Source organism: Flavobacterium ovatum (genome assembly GCF_040703125.1).
Taxonomy (GTDB): domain Bacteria; phylum Bacteroidota; class Bacteroidia; order Flavobacteriales; family Flavobacteriaceae; genus Flavobacterium; species Flavobacterium ovatum.
In genome coordinates, this window is record NZ_CP160035.1 from 1,367,406 (window position 1) to 1,391,441 (window position 24,036).

The 24,036-nt window shown below is 36.1% G+C and carries 20 protein-coding genes and 1 riboswitch; of the genes, 3 read left to right on the forward strand and 17 right to left on the reverse strand.

The window, feature by feature from the left end:
- Positions 1-39: 39 nt before the first annotated feature.
- Entirely contained in the window at positions 40-768 is a 729-nt protein-coding gene (locus tag ABZP37_RS05870) for a phosphatase PAP2 family protein (RefSeq protein ID WP_366186431.1), read from the reverse strand.
- Positions 769-955: 187 nt separating this feature from the next.
- On the opposite strand from ABZP37_RS05870, the gene aat reads away from it, so the two are divergent.
- Both aat and ABZP37_RS05880 read left to right on the forward strand, forming a co-directional pair.
- Positions 956-1,597 (forward strand): leucyl/phenylalanyl-tRNA--protein transferase, encoded by a 642-nt coding sequence (gene aat, locus ABZP37_RS05875; protein ID WP_366186433.1) that lies wholly within the window; start codon positions 956-958, stop codon positions 1,595-1,597.
- Between the two features lie 640 nt (positions 1,598-2,237).
- Positions 2,238-6,098 carry an Ig-like domain-containing protein gene (locus ABZP37_RS05880; RefSeq protein WP_366186435.1) on the forward strand — a complete coding sequence of 1,287 codons (3,861 nt, stop codon included), beginning with the start codon at positions 2,238-2,240 and terminating at the stop codon, positions 6,096-6,098.
- A gap of 112 nt (positions 6,099-6,210) precedes the next feature.
- Here the strand turns inward: ABZP37_RS05880 and ABZP37_RS05885 are convergent, their stop codons facing one another.
- The 14 genes from ABZP37_RS05885 to rplM form a co-directional block, all read right to left on the reverse strand.
- Entirely contained in the window at positions 6,211-6,921 is a 711-nt protein-coding gene (locus tag ABZP37_RS05885) for a HesA/MoeB/ThiF family protein (RefSeq protein ID WP_366186437.1), read from the reverse strand.
- A gap of 534 nt (positions 6,922-7,455) precedes the next feature.
- On the reverse strand, positions 7,456-8,574 hold the full coding sequence (thiH, locus tag ABZP37_RS05890; protein ID WP_366186438.1) for a 2-iminoacetate synthase ThiH: 1,119 nt from the start codon (positions 8,572-8,574) through the stop codon (positions 7,456-7,458).
- A 58-nt stretch (positions 8,575-8,632) separates the two neighbouring features.
- The gene (locus ABZP37_RS05895) at positions 8,633-9,010 is read right to left on the reverse strand and encodes a GxxExxY protein (protein WP_366186440.1); all 378 of its coding nucleotides are present in this window, start codon (positions 9,008-9,010) and stop codon (positions 8,633-8,635) included.
- Between the two features lie 99 nt (positions 9,011-9,109).
- The gene (locus ABZP37_RS05900; RefSeq protein WP_366186442.1) at positions 9,110-9,886 is read right to left on the reverse strand and encodes a thiazole synthase; all 777 of its coding nucleotides are present in this window, start codon (positions 9,884-9,886) and stop codon (positions 9,110-9,112) included.
- Entirely contained in the window at positions 9,867-10,505 is a 639-nt protein-coding gene (locus ABZP37_RS05905; RefSeq protein ID WP_366186443.1) for a thiamine phosphate synthase, read from the reverse strand. Before ABZP37_RS05905 ends, ABZP37_RS05900 begins: the two co-directional genes overlap by 20 nt.
- Positions 10,498-11,253 (reverse strand): hydroxymethylpyrimidine/phosphomethylpyrimidine kinase, encoded by a 756-nt coding sequence (locus ABZP37_RS05910; RefSeq protein WP_366186445.1) that lies wholly within the window; start codon positions 11,251-11,253, stop codon positions 10,498-10,500. The genes ABZP37_RS05905 and ABZP37_RS05910 overlap by 8 nt, the downstream gene beginning before the upstream one ends.
- The gene (locus ABZP37_RS05915) at positions 11,226-11,825 is read right to left on the reverse strand and encodes a thiamine phosphate synthase (RefSeq protein ID WP_366186446.1); all 600 of its coding nucleotides are present in this window, start codon (positions 11,823-11,825) and stop codon (positions 11,226-11,228) included. Before ABZP37_RS05915 ends, ABZP37_RS05910 begins: the two co-directional genes overlap by 28 nt.
- A 132-nt stretch (positions 11,826-11,957) precedes the next feature.
- Complete coding sequence (gene thiC / locus ABZP37_RS05920; protein ID WP_366186448.1) at positions 11,958-13,781, reverse strand: phosphomethylpyrimidine synthase ThiC; 1,824 nt, start codon at positions 13,779-13,781, stop codon at positions 11,958-11,960.
- A gap of 69 nt (positions 13,782-13,850) precedes the next feature.
- Complete coding sequence (gene thiS, locus ABZP37_RS05925; RefSeq protein ID WP_366186450.1) at positions 13,851-14,057, reverse strand: sulfur carrier protein ThiS; 207 nt, start codon at positions 14,055-14,057, stop codon at positions 13,851-13,853.
- A 65-nt stretch (positions 14,058-14,122) separates the two neighbouring features.
- A riboswitch (TPP riboswitch) is annotated at positions 14,123-14,219 on the reverse strand.
- Between the two features lie 81 nt (positions 14,220-14,300).
- Positions 14,301-14,861 carry a DNA-3-methyladenine glycosylase I gene (locus ABZP37_RS05930; RefSeq protein WP_366186452.1) on the reverse strand — a complete coding sequence of 187 codons (561 nt, stop codon included), beginning with the start codon at positions 14,859-14,861 and terminating at the stop codon, positions 14,301-14,303.
- A gap of 154 nt (positions 14,862-15,015) precedes the next feature.
- A complete protein-coding gene (gene tsf / locus ABZP37_RS05935; RefSeq protein WP_366186453.1) occupies positions 15,016-15,840 on the reverse strand; it encodes a translation elongation factor Ts in 825 nt (274 codons plus the stop codon).
- Positions 15,841-15,987: 147 nt separating this feature from the next.
- Positions 15,988-16,821 carry a 30S ribosomal protein S2 gene (gene rpsB, locus ABZP37_RS05940; RefSeq protein WP_366186455.1) on the reverse strand — a complete coding sequence of 278 codons (834 nt, stop codon included), beginning with the start codon at positions 16,819-16,821 and terminating at the stop codon, positions 15,988-15,990.
- Positions 16,822-16,989: 168 nt separating this feature from the next.
- Positions 16,990-17,376, reverse strand: coding sequence for a 30S ribosomal protein S9 (rpsI, locus tag ABZP37_RS05945; protein ID WP_366186457.1), 387 nt, complete (start codon positions 17,374-17,376; stop codon positions 16,990-16,992).
- Complete coding sequence (gene rplM / locus ABZP37_RS05950) at positions 17,376-17,831, reverse strand: 50S ribosomal protein L13 (RefSeq protein WP_239862858.1); 456 nt, start codon at positions 17,829-17,831, stop codon at positions 17,376-17,378. The genes rpsI and rplM overlap by 1 nt, the downstream gene beginning before the upstream one ends.
- A 558-nt stretch (positions 17,832-18,389) precedes the next feature.
- Between rplM and ABZP37_RS05955 the strand changes: the two genes are divergently transcribed.
- Positions 18,390-19,430 (forward strand): LacI family DNA-binding transcriptional regulator, encoded by a 1,041-nt coding sequence (locus ABZP37_RS05955; RefSeq protein WP_366186459.1) that lies wholly within the window; start codon positions 18,390-18,392, stop codon positions 19,428-19,430.
- 136 nt (positions 19,431-19,566) lie between these two features.
- Here ABZP37_RS05955 and ABZP37_RS05960 read toward each other — a convergent pair whose 3' ends face one another.
- Both ABZP37_RS05960 and polA read right to left on the reverse strand, forming a co-directional pair.
- The gene (locus ABZP37_RS05960) at positions 19,567-20,379 is read right to left on the reverse strand and encodes a DUF2490 domain-containing protein (protein ID WP_366186461.1); all 813 of its coding nucleotides are present in this window, start codon (positions 20,377-20,379) and stop codon (positions 19,567-19,569) included.
- Positions 20,380-20,736: 357 nt separating this feature from the next.
- Positions 20,737-23,583, reverse strand: a complete 2,847-nt coding sequence (gene polA, locus ABZP37_RS05965) for a DNA polymerase I (protein ID WP_366186463.1) — start codon at positions 23,581-23,583, stop codon at positions 20,737-20,739.
- Positions 23,584-24,036 lie beyond the last annotated feature (453 nt).

A 24,036-nucleotide genomic window follows, 5' to 3' on the forward strand; every position in this document is an offset into this window, starting at 1 on the left:
AGAAAATGAGCCTTGATTTTTTCAAGGCTTTTTTTGTGTCTAAAAGTTAGGTCGAATGATAGCGCCAATCCCAATTTGATTCCCAAATTGCGGATAAATCAAAGCTGTTCCTTTATTCTTTTTTCCAAAATGAAGGTTTTGTAAAGGATTGTAGTAGGAAACCAAGAATCCTGTTGCTAAACCAATTCCTGCTCCTGCCAAAACATCCGAAGCATAATGTTTGTTGTTGGCAATTCGTAACATACCTGTAGCCGTAGCAAATAGAAAGCCACTACTCGCATACCAAATACTTGAATCTTTATACTCTTGGAACAAAAGAGCGGCATTTGTAAAAGCAATTGCAGAATGCCCCGAAGGAAAACTCAATTGATCTGAGTCATCAGGACGGTTGGCTTTAACCGTATTTTTTAATCCAGTAACTAAAACATAAGTCAAAACATTGGCCGTAATAATTGAAATCGTTTGGTGTTTACTATTATTTTTTGGTTCAAAACCCAATAGTTTCCCCGCATAAATTTGTGCCATCGGGACAAAAACCGTCACATTATCAAGTTGCGTATGAAAGTTAGGTCCAAACCGTGAGTCGGCTTTATTTTGAATATCCTGATTAATTGTAGTATTTAGTAATAATGCCCCGGTAGTGACTAATCCCGCTGAAACATAGAATGGTGTGTAGCTGATTTTCTTAGTAGTTGATAAACTGTCCAGCGACTGGCAATGTATCAAGTTGCTCATCAAAATTAAAACAACAAAAAAATAATTTTTCATATTACAGAAGTCAAAATTGCTATTCAAATTTATGAAAACCATTAAGAAATTAAGACATAATGCTTCTTGATTTCTTAATGGTTTAACTATTAAATGTCTAATTCAAATCTATAGATAGTGGCATAATCCATTTCAATCCATTAGTTTTGTAAAAGTAAGCGTATCATTTTATTTAGTTGTCAAAGTTATGGTTTATTTGTCCCAAGAGTTGTTTTTTCCACCGGTTTCCGAAGCTAATTATGATGGGATCTTAGCTATAGGAGGTGATTTGTCGCCCGAAAGATTGCAGTTAGCCTATAGCAGTGGCATATTCCCATGGTTCGAGGAGGATGACCCCATTCTTTGGTGGTCGCCAAACCCTCGCATGGTCTTGTTCCTTGACGAACTCAAAGTATCCAAAAGCATGCGCAACATCCTCAATCGGGATATTTTCAAAGTAACTTTTAATAAAGATTTTCGTGGGGTAATTTCCAATTGCCAACACATCAAACGTGACGGACAAAACGGTACTTGGATTACCAACAACATGATCGATGCCTACTGCAATTTACACGAATTAGGCATCGCGCAATCTGTTGAGGTTTGGCAAAATGATGAACTTGTAGGCGGTTTGTATGGCGTAGATATGGGACACATTTTCTGTGGCGAAAGCATGTTCTCCAAAGTATCCAACGCTTCCAAGGTCGCTTTTGTCAGCCTCGTCAATCATCTAAAAGACAAAAACTACCAACTCCTAGATTGCCAAGTCTACAACCCTCACCTCGAAAGTCTAGGTTGCCGCGAAATAGAAAGAGATGATTTTATGAAGATTCTTCGAAAAGAAGTATAAACTTTTTAAGTGTCTATTAGAAACTACACTCATAAAAAAATTCGAGAAATTATTTAAATTTCGTACCAATTCGAGAAATTCGTGTCTTAGTTTTATTTAGTGCCCAATCCAGCTGTCCGTTACAAGTCCTCCTTCAAAAACCTTTTTTTCTAAAGTCATAAAAGGAGCTTCCTGCCGGTCGCTCTTTTATTCCTAGAAAAAATAGGTTTTTTCAGTCCGGGCTTTTCACTGCCATCTGGGGCAGTATATCATTGATGTTAAGGTTTTCTTTTGAGTTTTTTGATTTCTATTATGCTTCCTGCCTGTGTTCTAATATCCAATTTGTATTGAATCCCTTTCTGGCATTGGCCACCCAAAAAGATACCGCTATAGTTCTCAATTCTGTGTTTGCAATAATCTTCACCTTAAATGTGAGCAAAGCAGGAAATTGAAAATTTATTAAAAATGATTTTACAATAAAATTTAAGCAAGTCAGTATCTCATTGTAGTCCATCCTTTGCAAACTAAAAATAAATAAATTTAAAATACTGAAAACCATATGTTTTAGTCTTTAAGACATATATGACAAAAAAATATCCTCAAATATTTAATTTAGCGATAATGCATAACCAGTTGTTTTATTAACCAAAAAAACCAAAAAATGAAAAGAAAATTATTTAAGAAACATTTTTTAATAAGTAGACAGTGTACTTATGGACTAAATGTAACTACTCCTAGTTTAGGAGAAGAAATTAAGGAAATATCACGTTTGTTGATGTTAACAATACTGATGATGATTACGTCTTATTCGGGCTATAGTCAAATAGTGACTGTTCAAGGAGAAACCTCTTTAAAAAAATGGGATAAAATTTCTCTTTCGTTAACGCTACCCTCTGATATAAGTGAAACAGATTCAAACTTTAAAGATAACCGTATGGATGTTGTCTTTACTGATGCTCAAGGAAACAATATTAGAGTGCCTGGTTTTTTTGCGGCCGATGGAGATGCTGCAAATACAAGTGCTACTAGTGGAAAAATATTCAAAGCTTTTTTAAGACCAGATAGGATAGGGAACTGGACTTATAGGGTTTTGTTTTACTCGGGTACTGATGTTGCTTTGAAAGAAGTGAATCAGTTGCCAAATCCTACTTATGATATTGCAGGTACTGTTGGAGTTGTCGTAGCGTCAAATGTAGCTTTACCAGATTTACGAGCCAAAGGCCGATTGAAATATCAAATAAGTGGAGATATTGACGAACGTCGTTATTTGAAATGGTCGGAAACGGGTGAGCATTTTTTGAAATTTGGTCCAGATTCTCCTGAAAATCTATTTGATTATAACGATTTTGACCATGAGGGAAATAAAAATAGTTGTGGACTTTGTACGGAGCACTCTTTTACTCCTCATGCTGCTGATTGGGAAGTTGGAGACCCTACTTGGAAAAGTAATAAAGGTAAAAACTTAATAGGGGCTATCAATTATCTTAGAAAGCAACTAATGAATTCTATGTCTATGTCTCTTTTTGGAGGAGATGATAAAAACGTATTTGCTTGGACTCTAACTAATGAAAAATATAAATATGATGTTTCTAAATTAGAACAATGGGAAATTATTTTAGATCATGCAGAAAAGAATGGTTTGGTCGTACATTTAAAATTGGCTGAAGCAGAAAATTGGAATGCTTTAGATGCTAATCAACTTAAGATTTTCTATAGAGAAATGGTTGCTAGGTTTGGTCATCATTTAGGTTTAGAATGGAATATTTCTGAAGAGTTTGGAGGTAGTGTTGAGACTGATGCTTCAAAAGCAATAGATCGAATCAATTGGCTAGCAGATATTGATCCTTGGCAAAATCATAGAGTGTTTCATACCTATCCTGGTAAGCATGAGATACATTACAATTACTTATTAGCTAATAATGCACGAATTACAGGTGCTTCTATTCAAAGTGCAAAAACTACAGGATATGATGATGCTTATGATGGTAAGTCGGGTATTAAAACATGGATTGAAAAATCGAAACTAGCGGGTACTCCATGGGTAGTTGCAAGTGACGAACAAAATCCTGGCTCAACAGGTATGTTTACTTCTACTGATATAAATAACGATCAAGTAGCTCCAGAAGCTAGAACGAAAATTCTTTGGAAAGGATTAATTGCCGGTGGTGCAGGTGTAATGTGGTATGGTGGATCTGAAGGAGATTTTAAAACTGAAAATTTTAACAGGTTCAATACTTTGTTCCAATGGACTAAAATTGCTATTTTACAATTTTTTGAAGGGAATGGACTTCAATATTGGAAAATGCAAAATACAGATGCTTTAACAAGTGGTAACCTTAATAGATGCTTGTCTGAAGCAGGAAAAACTTATGTTGTTTACTTAGAAAAGGGAGGTACTACCAACCTAAATTTAACAGGGCAAACAGGAATATATACTGTTAAATGGTTTGATCCTAGAAACGGTGGTTCATTAAGAAATGGTACGGTGACCTCTCTAAATGGAGGTGCAAATTTGAGTATTGGAGCTGCTCCGGATAATTTAACTTCTGACTGGGTAGCCTTGATTACTAGAAATGACGGACAAAATATTAGTGTAACAGGATTAAGTTTAAGCCAACCCGCAAATTCATTATATGTTAATGATGAAATAAGTCTTATTACTACTTTTACACCTACAAACGCTACAAATAAAACTTTAACTTGGACGACAAGTAATCCAAGTGTAGCAACTGTTAGCACTACTGGTATTATCAAAGGTATTGGTATAGGTCAAGCTACAATTACTGCAACGACTCAGGATGGAAATTTTGCTAAATCGGCAACAATAACTGTGGTTGAAGCACCTGTGATTGTTGAACCAGATGCTGGATGTCCTTTTGAAGAACAAAATGGACTCTTAGTTATAGAGGCCGAAAGTGCTACGGGATATGCAGCTGCTAAGTTTACTCTAGAAACGGGAGACGTAGGTGTTACATCTCCTACAGGAGCAGGTTATCTACGATATTCTGGTCCTAATAATTTTAATACTAGTTCGACTGGAAATACGCTAACCTATAAAATTAAAATAAACAATCCTGGAACGTATAGGTTTTTATGGAGAAACGTTAGAGATCCTCAAGCGGCGACATCAGATGCAGGAAATGATGCATGGCTATTGATTAAGGGAAACAATGTCAGGTTTTATGGGATAAAAACTGGGGTTGAATATAATTTAGTTAACCCTACGAAAGTGTGGATACAAAAATCTGATTTTGTTTTTGAATGTTATGGTGAAAGTGGAAATGTCAATGGATTGAGTTTGTGGGCTGATTTCCCTACTGCGGGTGAGTATACAATTCAATATGCAGGAAGATCCACAGGACACTGTGTTGACAGACTAATGTTATTTAAAGATGATAAATTTAATGATGCTAAAAATGTCAATACTCCTGAATCGGCAAGAATTGGAGTTGATTGTAGTGCTCCAACAACAGATTGTACGAATGTAACTTTAAATGCTGTTGATTTTCCAGTAACACAAGTTTCTGGTTTTGTACAAGGATATGTTGACGCCGCTAGAGGTGCGATGGCAATCAATGCAGCGCAACACAAAGACGTTTTTGCAGCTGTTAAACAGATATTTTCAGGTAAAAATGGTACTTATAATATCACTTTAACAACTTTAGCGGAATTAGATGGGGAGTCAAGTTATAAACTAAAAGTTGGAGGTGTATATGTTGGAACATATCAAAATCCCGAGACTACAGTTGATTATACTCCTACAACTAAAACATGGCAAGATGTGGTAGTTAACAACGGAGACGAGATTCAAGTAGAATTCAATTCTAATACTAATGGAAAAGTTCCTGAGGGTACTACAACAGCGTTCTCTAGAGGTAGGTGGACCAAATTAGAGTTTGCTTGTAAAGGAGCAACAGTAGATCCGCCTACTGTTAGTGAAGTGATTGCTTTTGATAATTTTCCAGTTTCTTTTAGCAATCAATCAAATACTTATTCATTTAAGGTGATTTATACTGCTACAGAATCAAGAGAGATTAATGTAGCTATAAAATCTCCTAGTAACGTACATATTATGGAGAGTAAATTAACCGTTGTTGCAGGTGTAAATAAAACCGCCACCGTAAATGTAACTGTAGCTACTCAGCTTCCTGTCGGAACAAATTATAAATTTGTTACAGCAATACGTCCAATAGGCGGTAGTTTTGCAACTAATATTGATCAAAAGATTAGTTATGCTAATATTACAGATGCTCCTTTATCTGTTCAAAATAATAAATTGAATGCTAACGTTAATGTGCATCCTAATCCAATTGGAGCTAGTAAAATAAGTATAGAAGTAGGATACTTTAATAGTTATTTCTCATATGTGATTACAGATATTAACGGTCGTGTGGTTACTTCAGGGACATCAAAGAGTAAAAATATAGATATTTCCTCGGATGCTTTAATATCTAAAGGTGTTTATATCTTAAAAATAAGCGATAAAGAGGGCAATGAGTATGTCAAAAAATTAATAAAATAAATTTTCAGTAATCTCCAATCTTTGTACAGACTCCTGGTCAAATCGGCCAGGAGTTTTTTATGTGCCTACTACAATATAGTTGAGGTTTTCTCCAATCAATGTTCCAGAAAAACTAAAAAGTTAATTTCACAAATCCCCATTCCAAAGTCTTGTACAAAACCAATTCATTCCTCAAAGTCGGCAGTCCAATTATTAATTTCAAGGTTTCGTGCGCCATCATCGTACCAATCATCCCAGGCAACGTACCTAGTACGCCGTTAAAACTACAATTAGGAACATCTTTAGGGTTTGGAGGTTCCGGAAACAAATCACGTAAATTTTTACTCCCTTGATGGTTAAAAACCGCAAGTTGTCCTTCAAAACCGAGGATACTACCGTAAACCAATGTTTTGCCCAATTCGACACAAGTATCATTCACTAAATAGCGTGTTCCGAAATTATCCGAACCATCCACTACAATATCAAATTGACTAATGATTCGAGCCGCATTTTCAATAGTTAATTTCTCTTCAAAAGCCAAAACTTCAATCAACGGATTTAGTTTCTTGACAGTAGCTTTTGCAGTAGTAGCTTTAGGTAGACCTACTTGATCTTCAGTATAAAGAATTTGTCTGTGAAGATTATGAATTTCGATCCTGTCAAAATCTACTATGCCAATGGTTCCTACACCTGCCGTAGCTATATATTGCAAAATCGGACAGCCCAAACCACCAGCGCCAATCACAAGTACTTTGGCTTGTTTAAGTTTTACCTGTCCCTCGTCACCTATTTCGGGTAAAATAACCTGTCGGTTGTATCGTAAAAAATCTTGTATAACGCTCATTTTTATTTGAGTGAAAAGTGAATAGTAATTAGTGGTAAATCTGCAATCAATCCCGAAGCTTCGGGACGTTAATCATCAATCAAAAATCATTTAAAGCTCTTGTCTCAAACCTTTTTTTGAAATACAATTGAACTATTTGTTAAGCTAAGCTTGTCGAAACAATTTTTGGGTAGAAACGTCAATTTTGCCAAAGTCGAACCATCTGCAATCAAAAATCGTTAATCAAAAATCTTAAATCATTTAAAGCTCTTGTCTCAAACCTTTTTTTGAAATACAATTGAACTATTTGTTAAGCTAAGCTTGTCGAAACAATTTTTGGGTAGAAACGTCAATTTTGCCAAAGTCGAACCATCTGCAATCAAAAAAAATAGTTAATCAAAAATCTTAAATCATTTAAAGCTCTTGCCTCAAACCTTTTTTTGAAATACAATTGAACTATTTCTTAAGCTAAGCTTGTCGAAACAATTTTTGGGTAGAAACGTCAATTTTGCCAAAGTCGAACCATCTGCAATCAAAAATCGTTAATCAAAAATCTTAAATCATTTTATAACTTCTGTCCCAATCCTTCCAAACCGGTTCATAGCCTCTTTGAGTAATCATTTCAGCTATTTCAGCGACAGAACGCTCATCGCTAATCTCAAATTGTTCCAATGATTGTGGGTCCACTACGTAACCGCCCGGATTTGTTTTAGAGCCCGCACTCATACTCGTAGTTCCAATCGGGATAATATTATTGCGAAACTTTTCATTCTCACGAGTCGAAATAGAAATTTCCAAATCTTCGTTCCATAATCGATAAGCGCAAATGAGTTGTGTTAAATCTTTGTCATCCATAATAAAGTTGGGAGGAACGGTTCCTTCTGCAGGTCGCAATCGCGGAAAAGAAACTGAATATTTTGTGCGCCAATACGTTTTCTGTAAATAGTCCAAATGCAAGGCGTTGAAAAAACTATCCGTGCGCCAATCTTCTAATCCCAATAAAACACCTAAACCTATTTTGTGAATCCCCGCTTTCCCAATGCGATCTGGTGTGTCTAATCGGAAATCAAAATTAGATTTCTTTCCTTTGGTATGATACTTTTTATACACCTCCTGATGATACGTTTCTTGATATACCAAAACGGAGTAAACGCCTGCTTCATGCAATCGTTCGTATTCTTCTTGCGACAGCGGTTGCACTTCTACAGAAATGGTCGAGAAGTCTTTTTTGATAACATCAATAGCATTCAGGAAATAATTGATGTTTACGGTGTAATTCGCTTCACCTGTAACTAACAATACATGGTCAAATCCTAGGGTTTTCAAAGCTTGGACTTCTTGTTTGATTTCTGAATCCATCAAAGTTTTGCGTTTGATTTTGTTATCCAAACTAAAACCGCAATAAGTACAAATGTTCTGGCATTCATTACTCAAGTACAGAGGCGCGTACATTTGGATGGTTCTTCCAAAACGCTTTTTGGTTAATTCGTGACATTCTTGCGCCATTTGCTCCAAATAAGGCTGAGCAGCAGGAGAAATCAGAACCAAAAAGTCATCCAAATTGCGCTTGGTTTTGGCAAGTGCTTGCTCGACTTGCTTTGCCGTGCTAGCATATATTTTGGATTGAATTTCATCCCAATTGTATTTTTCAAAAATAGATTTAAAAGTTGTCATTTTAATTTTTATTTTGCACAAATGCATGTTTTTTTGTTGCACGCAGATTTTGCAGATTTTAAATTTTATTTGCTATTCGTTTAATATCATTTAAAATTGAGGTAGTGTTGAAATTCACTAGTATTCCTAGTCTTTTATCTGTCAGTTTTAAATAATTTATTACTTGTTTGTAAAGGATTGGAGCTAATTCTTCGACAGATTTTAATTCAATAATTACTTTGTCTTCTACCAATAGATCAATTCTAAAAGCAACATCTAAAATGATATTATCGTAAGGTATTGTAATTTCAAATTGTCTGTCAACTTTCAATTCTAATTTTGTCAACTCATAATATAGAGCGCTTTCATAGACAGATTCAAATAATCCTGGGCCGAGTGTATTATAAACTTTGAATATTGCACCTCTAATTTTAAAGGAAATGTCATTTTCTGTCATTTTGTAAAAATTCAGTTCCTTTAAAAATAGTTAAATTCTTTCAATTGAATCAAAAAAATATCTGCGAAAATCTGTCAAAATCTGCGTGCAATTAAACTTCTATTCGTATAAAAATGCTGTCAACGGACTAGACGCCACCGCATGCTTGTACTGCTGTCCCAATTTGGCTTCGAATGCTTTTCGACCTGCAATAACAGCTTCCTTAAAAGCTTCCGCCATTAATCGTGGATTTCCAGCAACAGCAATTGCAGTGTTGACCAAAACGGCATCCGCTCCTAATTCCATTGCTTTGGCGGCATCGGACGGAGCGCCAATGCCAGCGTCAATAATTACGGGGACTTTACTTTGCTCGATGATAATTTCCAGAAAGTCTATAGTTTTTAAACCTTTGTTGCTCCCAATTGGCGAACCCAATGGCATAACGGCAGCCGTTCCAGCATCTTCCAATCGCTTGCAAAGAACAGGATCAGCATGGATATATGGTAAAACAATAAAACCCAATTTAGCCAACTCTTCAGTCGCTCTCAGCGTTTCAATCGCGTCGGGCATTAAGTATTTTGGGTCTGGATGAATTTCGAGTTTTAACCAATTTGTTTCTAAAGCTTCTCTGGCGAGTTGTGCTGCAAAAATGGCTTCTTTCGCATTTCTAGCCCCTGAAGTATTGGGTAATAAGTTGATCCTTGGATGTTTTAAATGTGACAAAATAGCATCGGTGTCTGTCTCTAAATCCATACGCTTTAAAGCTACGGTAACTAATTCGGATTCGGATGCCAATATAGCCTCTTCCATTTGTCTATTCGAACCAAATTTCCCTGTTCCTAGAAACAAGCGTGATCGCAGTTCTTTATCTCCAATTTTAAATAAGGACGTATCCATATAATTTTTCGTTAAGTTGTGTGATTAATTTTGTTTTGAAATCACTTTCAGTAATTAAACCTGAAGTGGCAATTCCGTGAATTCCTGTTTTAACAATAGATTCAACATCATCTAATTTAATTCCTCCAATGGCATAAATAGGTATGGTAATTTCCGCTTGTTTCAATTGGTCAAGGATGGATTTATAGCCATCCAACCCTAAGACGGGGCTTAAGTTCTCTTTGGTAGTTGTAAAACGAAAAGGGCCTAGTCCTACATAATTACATCCGTTAGAAACGTGTGAAAGAATATCTTCATAGGTGTTTGCCGTTCCTCCAATGATTTTTGCTTCTCCCAAAATGCTTCTTGCTTCAAGAATACTCATATCAGTTAGGCCTAAGTGTACACCGTCGGCATCCATTTGTTGTGTTAGATATACGTTGTCATTGATGATGAAAGTAGCGAGGTATTCGGCGCATAACATTTTTACGGCTTCTGCCAATTTGAAAGTGTCATCTGAAAATTGTTTTTTGTAACGCATCTGGATCCAGTCACAACCATTATCGAGGGCTTGGTGGATATTGAATAATTGTTCTTCTACTGTTATCCCTTGTGAAATGTATTGTAAGCGATTATACATAATGATATCCTAGTTGAGTGGGGTTAGATAATAAAAAGTTGTCAATATAATCTTTACTGTTTTTACAAGCTGTAAATAGATTTTGTTCCAATGCTAAATTGGCTGTTATTGCTGCTGATAAAACACAACCAGAGCCGTGTTTTTCGTATGCTTGATTTTTTTTTGGCGAAAGCCGAAAGAAACGGTCTTTGGTATACAGATAATCGGTGCCTACATCCTCTGGATTATGACCTCCTTTGAGTAATACGGGACAGTGAATGGTTAGTTTTTTTAGTGTATTTTCAATAGTTGAATCGTGGTTTCCTAATTGTACGATCTCAGTATAATTAGGTGTAATTAATTCTAATTGTTTCAAAATAGCAACCAACTCATTTTCATTATTTAGTTCTAAAAATTTGAATTCAGTTGATGATTTTAAAACGGTATCCCAAACAATTTTCGTTGTTGGTGAACGTTTTTTTATCGAAAAAACAATCGCTTTCAGATATTCTAATGAAGGTATAATGCCGATTTTTACAGCTTTAATATCATAGGAAGTAAACAACGTTTCAATTGATTGTAATACAAAGTCTAGTGCTGTCCATTGAATGGAAATAAACTCTTTATCGGTCTGAATGGTATTACCTGTATTAATCGCAAAACCATACACCCGATGTTGCTCAAAGGTCTTGATGTCAGCCAAAACACCTGCGCCAGCCGAAGGGTCAAAACCCGCTATGCTCAGTACGAAAGGACGATTTGTTGGCATAATATAAAATTTTTAATAGGTTGTGTTCTGTTCCAAATAGTTCCTAAAAGCGCTACATCATCAAAACCAGATTCTAGTGTTTTTTGGATATTAGAAAATTCAATTCCACCTAATGCAATTAACTTGGTATTGAAATTGGTTCTGTTTTTTATGTCTTCAAATAAATTGGTTTTGGGAACGTAATTTTCTTTCGAAATACTTTCAAAAACAGGACTTAAAAAGGAATAATCAAATTTTGAATCTAAGGCATTGAATTCGGTAATAGAGTGAGTCGAGGTTGATAGCCTAAATCCTTGATCTTTTACTATCTCAAAATCTTTATTGCTGACCGCCTCACGAAGATTTGTAGCAAAGTGAATTCGGTTAATTTTTAATAAAGTCGCTAAATGATGATGGTTGTGTAATACCAATTTCGATCGATAGTCCAATCCAATACCTTCAACGAAAACTTTCATTTCCTCTTCAGAAAAGTTAGGTTTTCGAACATGAAATAACTCCATCCCTTCCTCAAAAAGAGAATGGATGGTCGCTATTTCATTTGGTACTGCTGTCGGATTGGATATGATTACCATAGTTTTTATTTTAGAGACAAGAGACAAGAGGCAAGAGACAAGAAGTAGGAAGTAAGAAGGAAGTTGTTTGTGAAAAATTTCATAGTCTTTTTTCTTTCTTCTTGTCTCTATTCTCTATTTTCTATTTTCTTTTTAACTGTAAATCTCCTTTCCTTGCTCGATAAACTCTTCTGATTTCTCTTGCATTCCTTTTTCGGCTTCGGCAACGTCACGTATTTCTTGTGAGATCTTCATCGAACAGAATTTAGGTCCACACATCGAACAAAAGTGTGCGACTTTAGCACCGTCAGCTGGTAAAGTTTCATCGTGGAATTCTCTTGCAGTATCAGGATCTAATGATAAATTAAATTGATCTTCCCAACGGAATTCAAAACGTGCTTTACTCAACGCATTGTCACGGTATTGTGATCCAGGATGTCCTTTGGCTAAATCCGCAGCGTGTGCTGAAATCTTATAGGTGATTACTCCGTCTTTTACATCTTTTTTGTTGGGTAAACCAAGATGTTCTTTTGGAGTTACGTAGCACAACATCGCGCAACCGTACCAACCAATCATGGCCGCTCCAATGGCAGAAGTAATGTGGTCGTAACCAGGTGCAATGTCAGTAGTTAATGGTCCAAGTGTGTAAAATGGCGCTTCGTCACAATGTTCCAATTGCTTGTCCATGTTTTCTTTAATCATGTGCATCGGTACGTGACCTGGTCCTTCGATGAAAACTTGTACGTCATGTTTCCAAGCAATTTTTGTCAATTGCCCCAATGTTTCCAATTCTGCAAATTGTGCTGCATCATTGGCATCAGCAATGGAACCTGGGCGTAAACCATCTCCAAGAGAGAAAGCCACATCGTATTGTTTCATGATTTCGCAAATTTCTTCAAAGTGCGTGAACAAGAAGTTTTCTTTGTGGTGAAACAAACACCATTTTGCCATGATTGAACCACCACGAGAAACAATTCCGGTTACACGATTAGCGGTTAAGTGTATGTAGCGTAATAATACTCCGGCATGAATGGTGAAATACGAAACTCCTTGTTCCGCTTGTTCGATCAACGTATCACGGAAAACTTCCCAAGTTAAATCTTCGGCTACTCCGTTTACTTTTTCTAATGCTTGGTAAATTGGCACCGTTCCAATTGGTACTGGTGAGTTACGGATAATCCATTCTCTAGTTTCGTGAATGTTTTTTCCTGTGGATAAATCCATGATGGTGTCTGCTCCCCAACGGCAAGCCCAAACTGCTTTTTCTACTTCTTCTTCAATCGATGAAGTAACCGCGCTGTTACCGATATTAGCATTAATTTTCACCAAAAAATTACGGCCTACAATCATCGGTTCACTTTCTGGGTGGTTGATGTTGTTGGGGATAATAGCTCTACCACGAGCGATTTCGCTACGTACAAATTCAGGAGTTATTTTGGTTTTTGGCGTATTGGCTCCAAAACTATGTCCTGCATGCTGGTATTGCATGGCTTTGGTTTGTTCTTCTAATAGTTCGATACGTTGGTTTTCTCGAATGGCAATGTATTCCATTTCGGGAGTGATAATACCTTGTTTTGCGTAATATAGTTGGGTTACATTAGCCCCTTTTTTGGCACGCATGGGTTTGTGTAAATATTCAAAACGAAGTTCATCTAATTTTTCATTATGTAGGCGTTCTTTTCCGTAATCAGATGAAATTTCTGTCAGTATTTCTACGTCATTGCGGTCTAAAATCCATTGTTCACGGATTCTAGGCAATCCTTTTCGGATGTCGATTTCGATATTTGGATCTGTAAATGGACCTGAAGTATCGTAAACGGTAATGGAAGGATTTTTTTCAATTCGACCATTAGACATTTTAGTGTCGGAAAGCCTGATTTCGCGCATAGCGACTTTTATAGGGTGGATATCACCGTCGATATATACTTTGGTCGAATTAGGAAAGGGTTGTCTGGAGATTTCTTGTTCGTTGTTCATTAATATTAGTTATTAGTTATGAATTGTAAGTTATGGGTTGGATACTGAGTACTGCGACTGCACATTAAATTAGCCGCCTTGAGTGGCTGAGATTATAAGAATATCGTCAGTTTCGGATAGGTGATGGTGGTCCCAATTGGATTTTGGGATTACGTTGCTGTTTATGGCGACAGCAATGCCATTTTGTTTTTGGGGAATTTCAAGGTCGAGCAGTGCTTGAATACTCAGTGCATCTGCGGTAAATTGCTTAATCTGGTTGTTGATTTTTAGTTCCATTCCTCTTGAATTTAGTATAAGTTATACTTTAGGAATGGCTACAAAGTGCCCGAAATCGGGACCACGGAAGTCATCGTACTTTTCCCTACGCTAGTATGAACTAGATCAGGTTCAGAGGGTAATTCTCAGCCTACAATGTTGTAGACACCCCTAAAGTGAGCTGCAAATGTATAAAAAATTATGAAGTATAGGTTATAAATTAGAAGTTATTTACAACTGCGACTTTATACTGTACACTAAATACTAATTTCTTGTCCAGCAACTAGCCAAGTGATCATTGACCATTCCAGTTGCTTGCATGTGGGCATAAATGACAGTAGAACCTACGAATTTGAAGCCTCGTTTTTTTAAATCTTTACTGATTGTATCAGAAAGTAGAGTAGTGGCAGGAACTTCTTTTAGAGATGGTGGATTGTTTATAATGGGTTTTCCGTCTGCAAAATTCCAAATATATTTTGAGAAACTTCCGAATTCTTCTTGGATTTTGATAAAAGCTTGTGCATTGGTGACAGCTGAATAGATTTTTAGTTTATTGCGAATGATTCCAGCGTCTTGTAATAAATCTAATATTTTATCATCATTGTAGTGGGCAATTTTTGTATAATCGAAATTGTCAAAAGCTTTACGGAAATTTTCTCTTTTGTTGAGTATGGTAATCCAACTGAGTCCTGCTTGAAAGGTTTCGAGGATGAGGAATTCGAATAAAGTGGCGTCATCGTAAACGGGTTTCCCCCATTCGTTGTCGTGATATTCTTTATATAGGTCAGAGGATAAACACCAAGCGCATCTTATTTTGTCTTCCATTGAATTGTAGTTTTAGGAAATCAAATATAATAAAAAAGAAAATGCCTGTAGTTTATAAGGCTTTGGAGTTTAACGTATGTAGTTCTGTTAAATGAAAAAATCCCATTCGGATAAACCGAATGGGATTTCATGTTTTATAAAAAGTTGTTTTAGATTAACCTAAAGCAGCTCTTTTGAATCCAGTAACGATAAGATCTTTGTCTAAAGATTTAACATAAGCAGCAACGCTTAATTTGTTGTCTTTGATGTAATCTTGGTTAACTAAAGTATTGTCTTTAAAGAAACGAGCCAATTTACCTTTAGCAATATTGTCTAACATAGCTTCTGGTTTACCTTCTTGACGTAGTAAGTCTTTAGCGATTTCGATTTCTTTTTCGATAGTTGCAGCGTCAACACCAGCTTCGTTCAAAGCGATAGGAGACATTGCAGCAGCTTGCATAGCAACATTTCTAGAAACTTCGTCAGCACCAGCAGGAGCAGCAGATAAAGCTACCAAAGTAGCGATTTTGTTTCCAGAGTGGATATAAGATCCAACGAAAGCACCTTCTAATTTCTCAAAAGTTCTGATTTCTAATTTTTCTCCGATAACACCTGTTTGTTCAATTAACTTTTCAGCAACAGTGATTCCTTTGTACTCAGCCGCTAAGAAAGCTTCTAGAGTGTCAAAGTTCAATGCTAGATTAGCCAATTCAGTCGCCATAGTTACAAAACTTTCGTTCATCCCTACGAAGTCAGTCTCACAGTTTAATGTGATTACAACCCCAGCAGTTTTATCAGCGTTAACAATAGCAATTGCAGCTCCTTCTGTAGATTCTCTATCAGAACGGTTAGCCGCTACTTTTTGTCCTTTTTTACGTAGGTTTTCGATCGCTAAATCAAAATCTCCGTCCGCTTCAACTAATGCTTTTTTGCAGTCCATCATTCCTGCGCCAGTAGCTGTTCTTAATTTATTTACGTCTGCAGCAGTTATTGTTGCCATTTCTTTGTATATTTTAAGATTATTTTTTATGTAAAAAAAAGAAATTCCAATCCTAAAATCCCAAATTCCAATTTTATTAAATCATCAATTTATAGTTGACTTTTTATATGGAATTTGGAATTTTAGTATTGGAATATACTATTTAATTTATTCTTTAGTTTCAGTTGCAGGTGCATCAGCTTCTGGTGCAGCAGGTGCAACAGTTTCAGCTACTGGAGCAGCTTCAGTTGCAACAGCTTTAGCAGCAGGAGCAGCAGCTGGTTTGTCAGCAGCTTCACCTTCTTTTTCAGAACCTCTTTCAGAAAGTCCTTCTGTAACTGCAGCAGTTACTAAAGATAAAATTTTGTCAATTGATTTAGAAGCATCATCATTAGATGGAATAACATAATCTACCTCACGTGGGTCAGAGTTTGTATCAACCATTGCAAAAACTGGAATGTTTAATTTTTGAGCTTCTTTTATTGCGATGTGTTCCGCTTTGATATCTACTACGAATAATGCAGCAGGTAATCTAGACATATCAGCGATTGAACCTAAATTTTTCTCTAATTTAGCACGAAGACGATCAACTTGTAAACGCTCTTTCTTAGAAAGGGTCATGAAAGTACCATCTTTCTTCATTTTATCAATAGTAGCCATTTTTTTAACGGCTTTACGGATAGTTACGAAGTTAGTTAGCATTCCACCAGGCCATCTTTCAGTGATGTAAGGCATGTTTGCAGCTTTTGCTTTTTCGGCAACGATGTCTTTTGCTTGTTTTTTGGTAGCAACAAATAATATTTTTCTACCTGATGCAGCAATCTTTTTCATAGCTTCACTAGCTTCTTCGATTTTTGCTGCAGTTTTATATAGATTGATAATGTGAATACCATTACGTTCCATATAAATGTAAGGAGCCATATTTGGATCCCATTTTCTAGTCATGTGTCCAAAATGAACACCTGCTTCTAGTAAGTCTTTTACTTCTACTTTGTTTGACATTTTTTGTTTAGTTTACGTTCTGTTGATTAGCAATGTATAAATGGCGATTTCTCGGCTAAATACATTTAGATGCTAAACTAATTCCTACCTCAGTAGGCAACAACAACATTGTTTTTTAATTCAAATAATAAACGAAGTCTTGCGCATAATTGAACAAGACGGGTAATATTAACGTTTAGAGAACTGGAATTTCTTACGAGCTTTCTTCTGACCGAATTTCTTACGTTCAACCATTCTTGGATCTCTTGTTAATAAACCTTCTGGTTTCAATATGCCTCTGTTTTCAGCATTAACTTCACACATAACACGTGCTAATGCCATTCTTACAGCTTCTGCTTGACCAGTTGAACCACCTCCGTAAACATTTACTTTTACGTCAAAGTTAGCTGCATTTTCTGTCATAGATAATGGTTGCAAAACTTTGTACTGTAAAGTAGCTGTTGGGAAGTAAGTTGCGAATTCTTTTTTGTTTACAGTGATTACTCCTGTTCCTTCCGAAACATAAACACGTGCAACAGCGGTTTTTCTTCTACCGATTTTGTGAATAACTCCCATTACTTAAGATCGTTTAGGTTAACAGTTCTTGGTTTTTGAGCTCCTTGTTTGTGCTCAGTTCCAACAACTACATTTAGATTTCTAAAAAGTTCAGCTCCTAATTTGTTCTTAGGTAACATTCCTTTTATTGCTTTTTCTACTAAGGTTGCAGGGTTTTTTGCTTGCAATACTTTAGCAGTTAAAGTTCTTTGTCCTCCTGGGTAACCTGTATGACGCATGTAAATTTTGTCATCCATTTTTTTACCTGTAAGGTTGATTTTTTCTGAGTTGATAACGATTACGTTATCTCCACAGTCAACGTGTGGTGAGTAACTTGGCTTGTACTTACCTCTCAAAATCATAGCGACTTTTGAAGCAAGACGACCTAAGTTATGACCATCTGCATCTACAACGATCCACTCTTTTACAGAGTTTGCTTTTGTTGTAGAAATTGTCTTGTAGCTTAATGCGTTCACAATAATAAATTTTAATTAAACATTCCATCCCCTATAAAGGGGTTGCAAAAGTACAATTAATTATTTTAAATACAAATACCATAAATGATTATTTTATTTACGGTTTTGTCTGATTATCAATTGTCTATTTTGTTTCATTTATAGTTACTATGGTTTTTGGCTTTTAAGAGGTCATTTGTTGTAACAGTTAAATTTATTATGAAGTGTTTTTGTCTTTTTTTATGGTGTTGTTTAATTCATTATCTTGCGCTTTGGAATCTGATTTTTCGTCTTGTCTTAAACGTTTTACTTTAAGTAGAGTCTTAATAGGAAAAATGTAGTAATGTTAGAAATTGCACTCCTATATTAATGTATAAGGTTTTGTTGTTTTGTAATTCTGTCATGAGGACTGGATTTTGCGTGAGGGATAGTAGCGGAAATCCTTTTTTGGGCTCTTTTGCCCAAAAAAGATTGTAGCGAATAGCCCGACCCGTTTTTTTTACGGGGCACGCCCAAAAAAAATAAACTTTTATTTGTTAATCGAGTTTCAGTTTTTAAGAATATAAAAATATCACCGTTATGAAAGTAAAAGCAACTCTTAAGCAAATTGCAAAAGAACTTAATGTATCTGTTTCAACCGTTTCTAAGGCTCTTAATAATAGTCCAGAGATAAGTGAATTGACTAAAGTTAAAATTAAGGAGTATGCAAAACTTAAAAATTATAAACCCAATGTTATTGGGCTGAACCTTAAGAATAGGAAAACTAAAACCATTGGGGTGATTATACCTAATATATTGAATTCTTTTTACGCCAAGGTTTTTAGTGGTATCGAGAAAGTGGCCGATAAGCAAGGGTATAATGTGATTACGTGTATTTCGAATGAGTCGATTGTAAAGGAAGTGAACACTTTGGAGATGTTGAGTAATGGAACAATTGATGGATTTATTTTGTCGGTTTCTGAGGAGGCTCAAAAATTACAGGATTACTCCCATTTTTCAAATATCATTAATGAGGGTACTCCAATAGTAATGTTTGATCGAATTGCAGATGAAATAGAGTGCGACAAAGTGATTGTAGACGATTTTGATTCAGGACGTAATGTTACGCAACGATTGATTAAACAGGGATGTAAAAATATTGCTTTGATTTCATCTATTGAAAATTTAAGTGTTGGAAAATTAAGAAGTGAAGGTTATTTGAAGGCTTTGATTGATAATGGAATTCCTATAAATGAAAATATTATCCTTAGAACGGATTGTGAAGAGGATATGAAGTCTAAAATAGAAGGGATTTTTAATAACAATACGATTGATGCTGTTTTTGCTCTGGATGAAAACGATTCGGTTGCGGCTTTGAGAGTCGCAATCAAAAATGGTTATAATATCCCGGAGGATTTGTCTATTGTGGGTTTTGCTGATGGAATTCTAGCTTCTAGAAGATTGTCTCCGAGTTTGAGCACCGTAAGTCAACATGGAGTTGAAATTGGCGAAGTAGCTGCGAAACTATTAATTGACCGATTAGAAAATGAAGATGAAATCGAGCCACCCTACGAAACTATTATCATCAAGACTAAACTGAAAGAAAGAGAATCTTCTCGTTCTAAAAAGAAGAAAAAATAAAGTATTCGGGTTGATGAAATTTAAACACGAATTGGAATTAATTGAAGTCAATAATTTAGTTTCTGACATAAAAAAAACCATTCTTATTTTTAAGAATGGTTTTTTTTATGCTCTATTAAGATATTGGTTTCTTGATTTAGATTTTTGTAAAATCTAAATTATGTGTATAACCGACTGTTATGGTGTGGTTATTTTCTCGGCTAATTCCGTCTCCTTTTTCGGAGAATTGATTTAGATAGCCAACTTGAATATTGGAATCTTTGGTAAAACGCCATCCCAAAGCTGCTGATAATCGGTTTTGGTCAAAGACGTTTGCGGCTACGCGTTCGCCAATATTGACGAAAATTTCGTCAGCAACAGCTAGAAATAAGGTGTTGTCTTCCATTTGAGCACTTGTTAAAGGAACTTGTACTCTAAAACGGTATCTTGCTCTATGTCTTAGTTTCCAGTAGCCTTCTTCTGGGTCATCGTATCTCAAATAATCAGAGGATAAACTAGTTCCAAAATTTTTAAACGACTGTGTCCATCTTTGTTCTAGTCTAAAACGGCTATCAAAAGAGAAGCGACCACTGTTGTTGTGATTGATAACTAATTGTTCCCAAATACGATGTTCGTTAAATTTATGATCATTGAATCTTGAGGGTATTGCTTCTGCAAATTCTCCATAAGCTGCCGTTTCTATATGTGCCCAACCAGCAGTCACCATCACATCCTTGCTGACATTATAGTCAAGCCCAAATCGGAACATGCTTTGCATTGGGTTTTTAAATCCTTGATTTCTACGCATTTGGTATTCTGTGTGGAGTCCCCATTTTTCGGTCAGTTTATGGTTTCCGTTGTAGCTCATCCAGACATTCGTTTGGTCTACTTTTGTGTTGGTTTGTGCCCACGAAAAGGAAGTGACTGCAATTAAAAGGCTTAGGCTAAGGTTTTTTTTTAATTTTCTCAAAATTAGTAATAGGTTTTAAAAGTTTTTTTACAAAAATATCATTTACATCCATTTTTGGCCTCAATAAAAATCTTAATTTAATGTTATATTCTTTGTTAAAGGAAGGCGTTTTGAAAGGGTGTTGTGAAATTGTTGTAAATCAGTAAGTCTTTTTTTTTGTAAAGGGAATATAAAAGGAGTCTTCTTGTGCTTAAAAAGGAAAACCATTCGAGCAGAAAACAAGAATGGTTTTTATAGGTTGTTTGAAATCGTCAATAATAAATGAATTTTCTTGTCGGTGAGATCAAAAATCCAAATTCGTTAATCTACAATCGTTAATTAATTATAATGATTATGATCTTCGGAGGCTAAAGGGATTTAGTGCGCTTCCAGCCAATTTTTCCCCATTCCTAAATCAACTACCAAAGGAACATCAAGCTTAAAAGCCGTTTCCATTTCGTGTTTAATCATCGGTTGAATTTTTTCTAGTTCGCTGTTGTGTACATCAAAGACAAGCTCATCATGTACTTGAAGTAGCATTTTTGATTTCCAGTTGTCGGCAATCAGTTTATTGTGAATATTAATCATCGCAATTTTGATAATATCTGCCGCCGAACCTTGAATAGGAGCGTTGACTGCATTACGTTCTGCGCCACCACGCACAATTGCGTTTTGAGAGTTAATGTCTTTCAAATAGCGACGACGACCTAAAACCGTTTGTACATAACCATTGTCTCTCGCAAAATCAACTTGTTCGCTGATGTATGATTTTAATTGAGGATATGATTTGTAATACGCTTCAATTAAATCGGCACTTTCCGAGCGGGAAAGATTCGTTTGGTTCGAAAGTCCAAAGGCCGAAACCCCGTATATAATTCCAAAGTTGACCGTTTTGGCGTGGCTACGTTGTTCCTTGGTTACTTCTTCAAGCGGAATATTAAATACTTTGGCAGCAGTTGATTTGTGTATGTCTTCGTTATTTTTAAAAGCTGCAATCATGTTCTCTTCGCCACTCAATGCTGCAATTACACGCAATTCAATTTGCGAGTAATCGGCAGAAATCAAAGTGTAGTTTTCGTCACGAGGCACAAATGCTTTACGAATCAAGCGTCCTCTTTCAGTACGAACCGGAATATTTTGTAAGTTCGGGTTGTTAGAACTCAAACGTCCCGTAGCTGCTACTGTTTGCATGTAATCGGTATGTACGCGTCCAGTCTTAGCATCTACTTGATTAGGCAAAGCATCAATATAGGTACTTTGCAATTTTACCATTTGGCGCCATTCTAGAATGTCACGTACAATTTCGTGGTCGTTGACTAGATAACTCAAAACCTCTTCGCCAGTAGCATATTGACCTGTTTTTGTTTTCTTTTGTTTGGGGCCACCAATTTTTAATTTGTCAAATAATATGTCACCCAATTGTTTTGGCGAAGCCAAGTTAAATGTCTCTCCAGCAGTTTCATATATTTTTTGTTCCAAAGCATTACTTTCTACAGCCATTTCGGTTGACATGGCTTTTAAAAAGGGAACATCTAGGTTGATTCCTTCTGTTTCCATAGCGGCAAGCACAGGAACAAGTGGAATTTCGATTTCGTCAAATAATTTTTGTGTGCCTGTTTTTTCCAGTTCAACCGCAAAAAGTTCTTTTAATTGAAAAGTTACATCGGCATCTTCGGCGGCATATTCTTTAACTTCCTCTATTGCGATATCGCGCATCGATTTTTGGTTTTTTCCTTTTTTTCCAATCAAGGCTTCAATTGATTTTGGAGAATATTTCAAATAAGTTTCTGCCAAAATATCCATATTATGACGCATATCAGGATTAATCAAATAATGCGCAATCATGGTATCAAACAATTTTCCGGCTACTTTAATATGGTAGTTCGCTAGAATCTTTAAATCATATTTAATGTTCTGACCAATTTTTTCGATTGCTGCATTCTCAAAAAACGGAATAAATTTGGCTGACAAAACCTTTGCTTCCTCCTGGTTTTCTGGAAACGGTACATAAAAACCTTTTCCTTTCTCCCAGGCGAACGAAATTCCGACCAACTCCGCATGCAAAGCATCTAATCCAGTAGTTTCGGTATCAAAACAAACAGAAGTCTGCTTTTGTAAATTTTGCAACAACAATTTTATTCCCAAATCACCTTGTACAATCTGGTAGGAGTGAGGCGTGTTTTCAAGTGTACTGTAAAATGATTGATGCGCGACTTCTGAATCTTGTCCCGAAGTAGTAGCCGAAAACAAGTCAAATTGGTCGTCGTTTTTCGGTTGTGGTTTTTTGTATAGTTTTGAGTCGTCAGCTGGCGCACCTTCAGTTGGTTCAGCCGAAGCTTGATTTCTAAAAATAGCGTCAAACTGCTCCGCCATTCTTCTAAACTCCAATTCGTTAAAAAGTTCATCCGTTTTCGCCACATCAGGAGTCGATAGCTCATAGTCTTTTTCGTCAAAAGTCACTGGGCAATCTAGTAAAATTGTAGCTAGTCTTTTCGATAAAAGTCCGAGTTCTTTATTTGCTTCAATTTTAAGTTTTATAGCACCTTTCAGTTCGTGGGTATTCTCCAAAAGGTTTTCCATCGAGCCATAAGCCGCCAAGAATTTCTTCGCCGTTTTCTCGCCTACACCAGGCAATCCCGGAATATTATCGGCAGCGTCACCCATCATTCCAAGAAAATCAATCACTTGTTCGGGTCTTTCGATTTCAAATTTGGCCAAAACCTCAGGAATTCCCCATATCTCAATGCCATTCCCCATACGGGCAGGCTTGTACATAAAGATGTTTTCAGACACCAATTGGGCAAAATCCTTATCCGGAGTCACCATATATACTTTGTAATTTTCCTTTTCTGCTTGTTTGGCAATGGTACCAATCAAATCATCGGCTTCAAAACCCGCAACTTCAATAATCGGAATGTGCATCGCATTTAGTAATGCCTGAATATAAGGAACTGCAATCTTAATCGCCTCGGGTGTCGCGTCACGATTCGCCTTGTATTCTGGGAAAATTTCGTTACGCAAAGCACTTCCACCTTTGTCAAACGCCACCGCCAAATGGTCGGGTTTCTCACGCTTAATTACATCCATCAACGAGTTCATAAACCCCATAATGGCAGACGTATCCATTCCCTTAGAGTTGATTCTCGGATTTTTTATAAAAGCATAATAGCCTCTAAAGATTAAAGCGTAGGCATCGAGTAAAAAAAGACGTTTTTGAGCAGACATAATAAAAATAATTTGGACGTAAAAATAAACAAAGCTTTTTAAAAACAGTCATTTTCGAGCTTCATTATTAAATTTGGTTCTTCTGGAAATATTGTGAAATTCATAAACTAATATAAATACTTCAATGATTTGTCAGTTCGAGGAGTAATTTTTATTCTAAAAAAAAGCAATATAAAATGACGTTATTTGAATGTTAGCACTTCTAATTCCCCTCTTGAGAGGGGCTAGGGGTGTGTTTTTTTAAGTATTTGTAAGTCAAGTATTTAAGCTAAAATATCATAGGAAGCGAAGTCGAGATGGGATAATGGGTCTCGACTTCGCTCGACTTGAGGAAAACTAGTACTGCTTACAATAACTCTTCTAATTTAAAATTTATTCTTTCACACAAATACCAAATAGAACCTTAAATTTTAAAAGAATCATTTGGGCGTGCCACCAAACCAAAAATGAGCC

What these genes read in the sequence shown, in the direction of transcription:
- ABZP37_RS05870 (WP_366186431.1), bottom strand. Translation starts at nt 768, where the DNA reads ATGAAAAATTATTTTTTTGTTGTTTTAATTTTGATGAGCAACTTGATA.
- aat (WP_366186433.1), top strand. Translation starts at nt 956, where the DNA reads ATGGTTTATTTGTCCCAAGAGTTGTTTTTTCCACCGGTTTCCGAAGCT.
- ABZP37_RS05880 (WP_366186435.1), top strand. Translation starts at nt 2,238, where the DNA reads ATGAAAAGAAAATTATTTAAGAAACATTTTTTAATAAGTAGACAGTGT.
- ABZP37_RS05885 (WP_366186437.1), bottom strand. Translation starts at nt 6,921, where the DNA reads ATGAGCGTTATACAAGATTTTTTACGATACAACCGACAGGTTATTTTA.
- thiH (WP_366186438.1), bottom strand. Translation starts at nt 8,574, where the DNA reads ATGACAACTTTTAAATCTATTTTTGAAAAATACAATTGGGATGAAATT.
- ABZP37_RS05895 (WP_366186440.1), bottom strand. Translation starts at nt 9,010, where the DNA reads ATGACAGAAAATGACATTTCCTTTAAAATTAGAGGTGCAATATTCAAA.
- ABZP37_RS05900 (WP_366186442.1), bottom strand. Translation starts at nt 9,886, where the DNA reads ATGGATACGTCCTTATTTAAAATTGGAGATAAAGAACTGCGATCACGC.
- ABZP37_RS05905 (WP_366186443.1), bottom strand. Translation starts at nt 10,505, where the DNA reads ATGTATAATCGCTTACAATACATTTCACAAGGGATAACAGTAGAAGAA.
- ABZP37_RS05910 (WP_366186445.1), bottom strand. Translation starts at nt 11,253, where the DNA reads ATGCCAACAAATCGTCCTTTCGTACTGAGCATAGCGGGTTTTGACCCT.
- ABZP37_RS05915 (WP_366186446.1), bottom strand. Translation starts at nt 11,825, where the DNA reads ATGGTAATCATATCCAATCCGACAGCAGTACCAAATGAAATAGCGACC.
- thiC (WP_366186448.1), bottom strand. Translation starts at nt 13,781, where the DNA reads ATGAACAACGAACAAGAAATCTCCAGACAACCCTTTCCTAATTCGACC.
- thiS (WP_366186450.1), bottom strand. Translation starts at nt 14,057, where the DNA reads ATGGAACTAAAAATCAACAACCAGATTAAGCAATTTACCGCAGATGCA.
- ABZP37_RS05930 (WP_366186452.1), bottom strand. Translation starts at nt 14,861, where the DNA reads ATGGAAGACAAAATAAGATGCGCTTGGTGTTTATCCTCTGACCTATAT.
- tsf (WP_366186453.1), bottom strand. Translation starts at nt 15,840, where the DNA reads ATGGCAACAATAACTGCTGCAGACGTAAATAAATTAAGAACAGCTACT.
- rpsB (WP_366186455.1), bottom strand. Translation starts at nt 16,821, where the DNA reads ATGTCAAACAAAGTAGAAGTAAAAGACTTACTAGAAGCAGGTGTTCAT.
- rpsI (WP_366186457.1), bottom strand. Translation starts at nt 17,376, where the DNA reads ATGGGAGTTATTCACAAAATCGGTAGAAGAAAAACCGCTGTTGCACGT.
- ABZP37_RS05955 (WP_366186459.1), top strand. Translation starts at nt 18,390, where the DNA reads ATGAAAGTAAAAGCAACTCTTAAGCAAATTGCAAAAGAACTTAATGTA.
- polA (WP_366186463.1), bottom strand. Translation starts at nt 23,583, where the DNA reads ATGTCTGCTCAAAAACGTCTTTTTTTACTCGATGCCTACGCTTTAATC.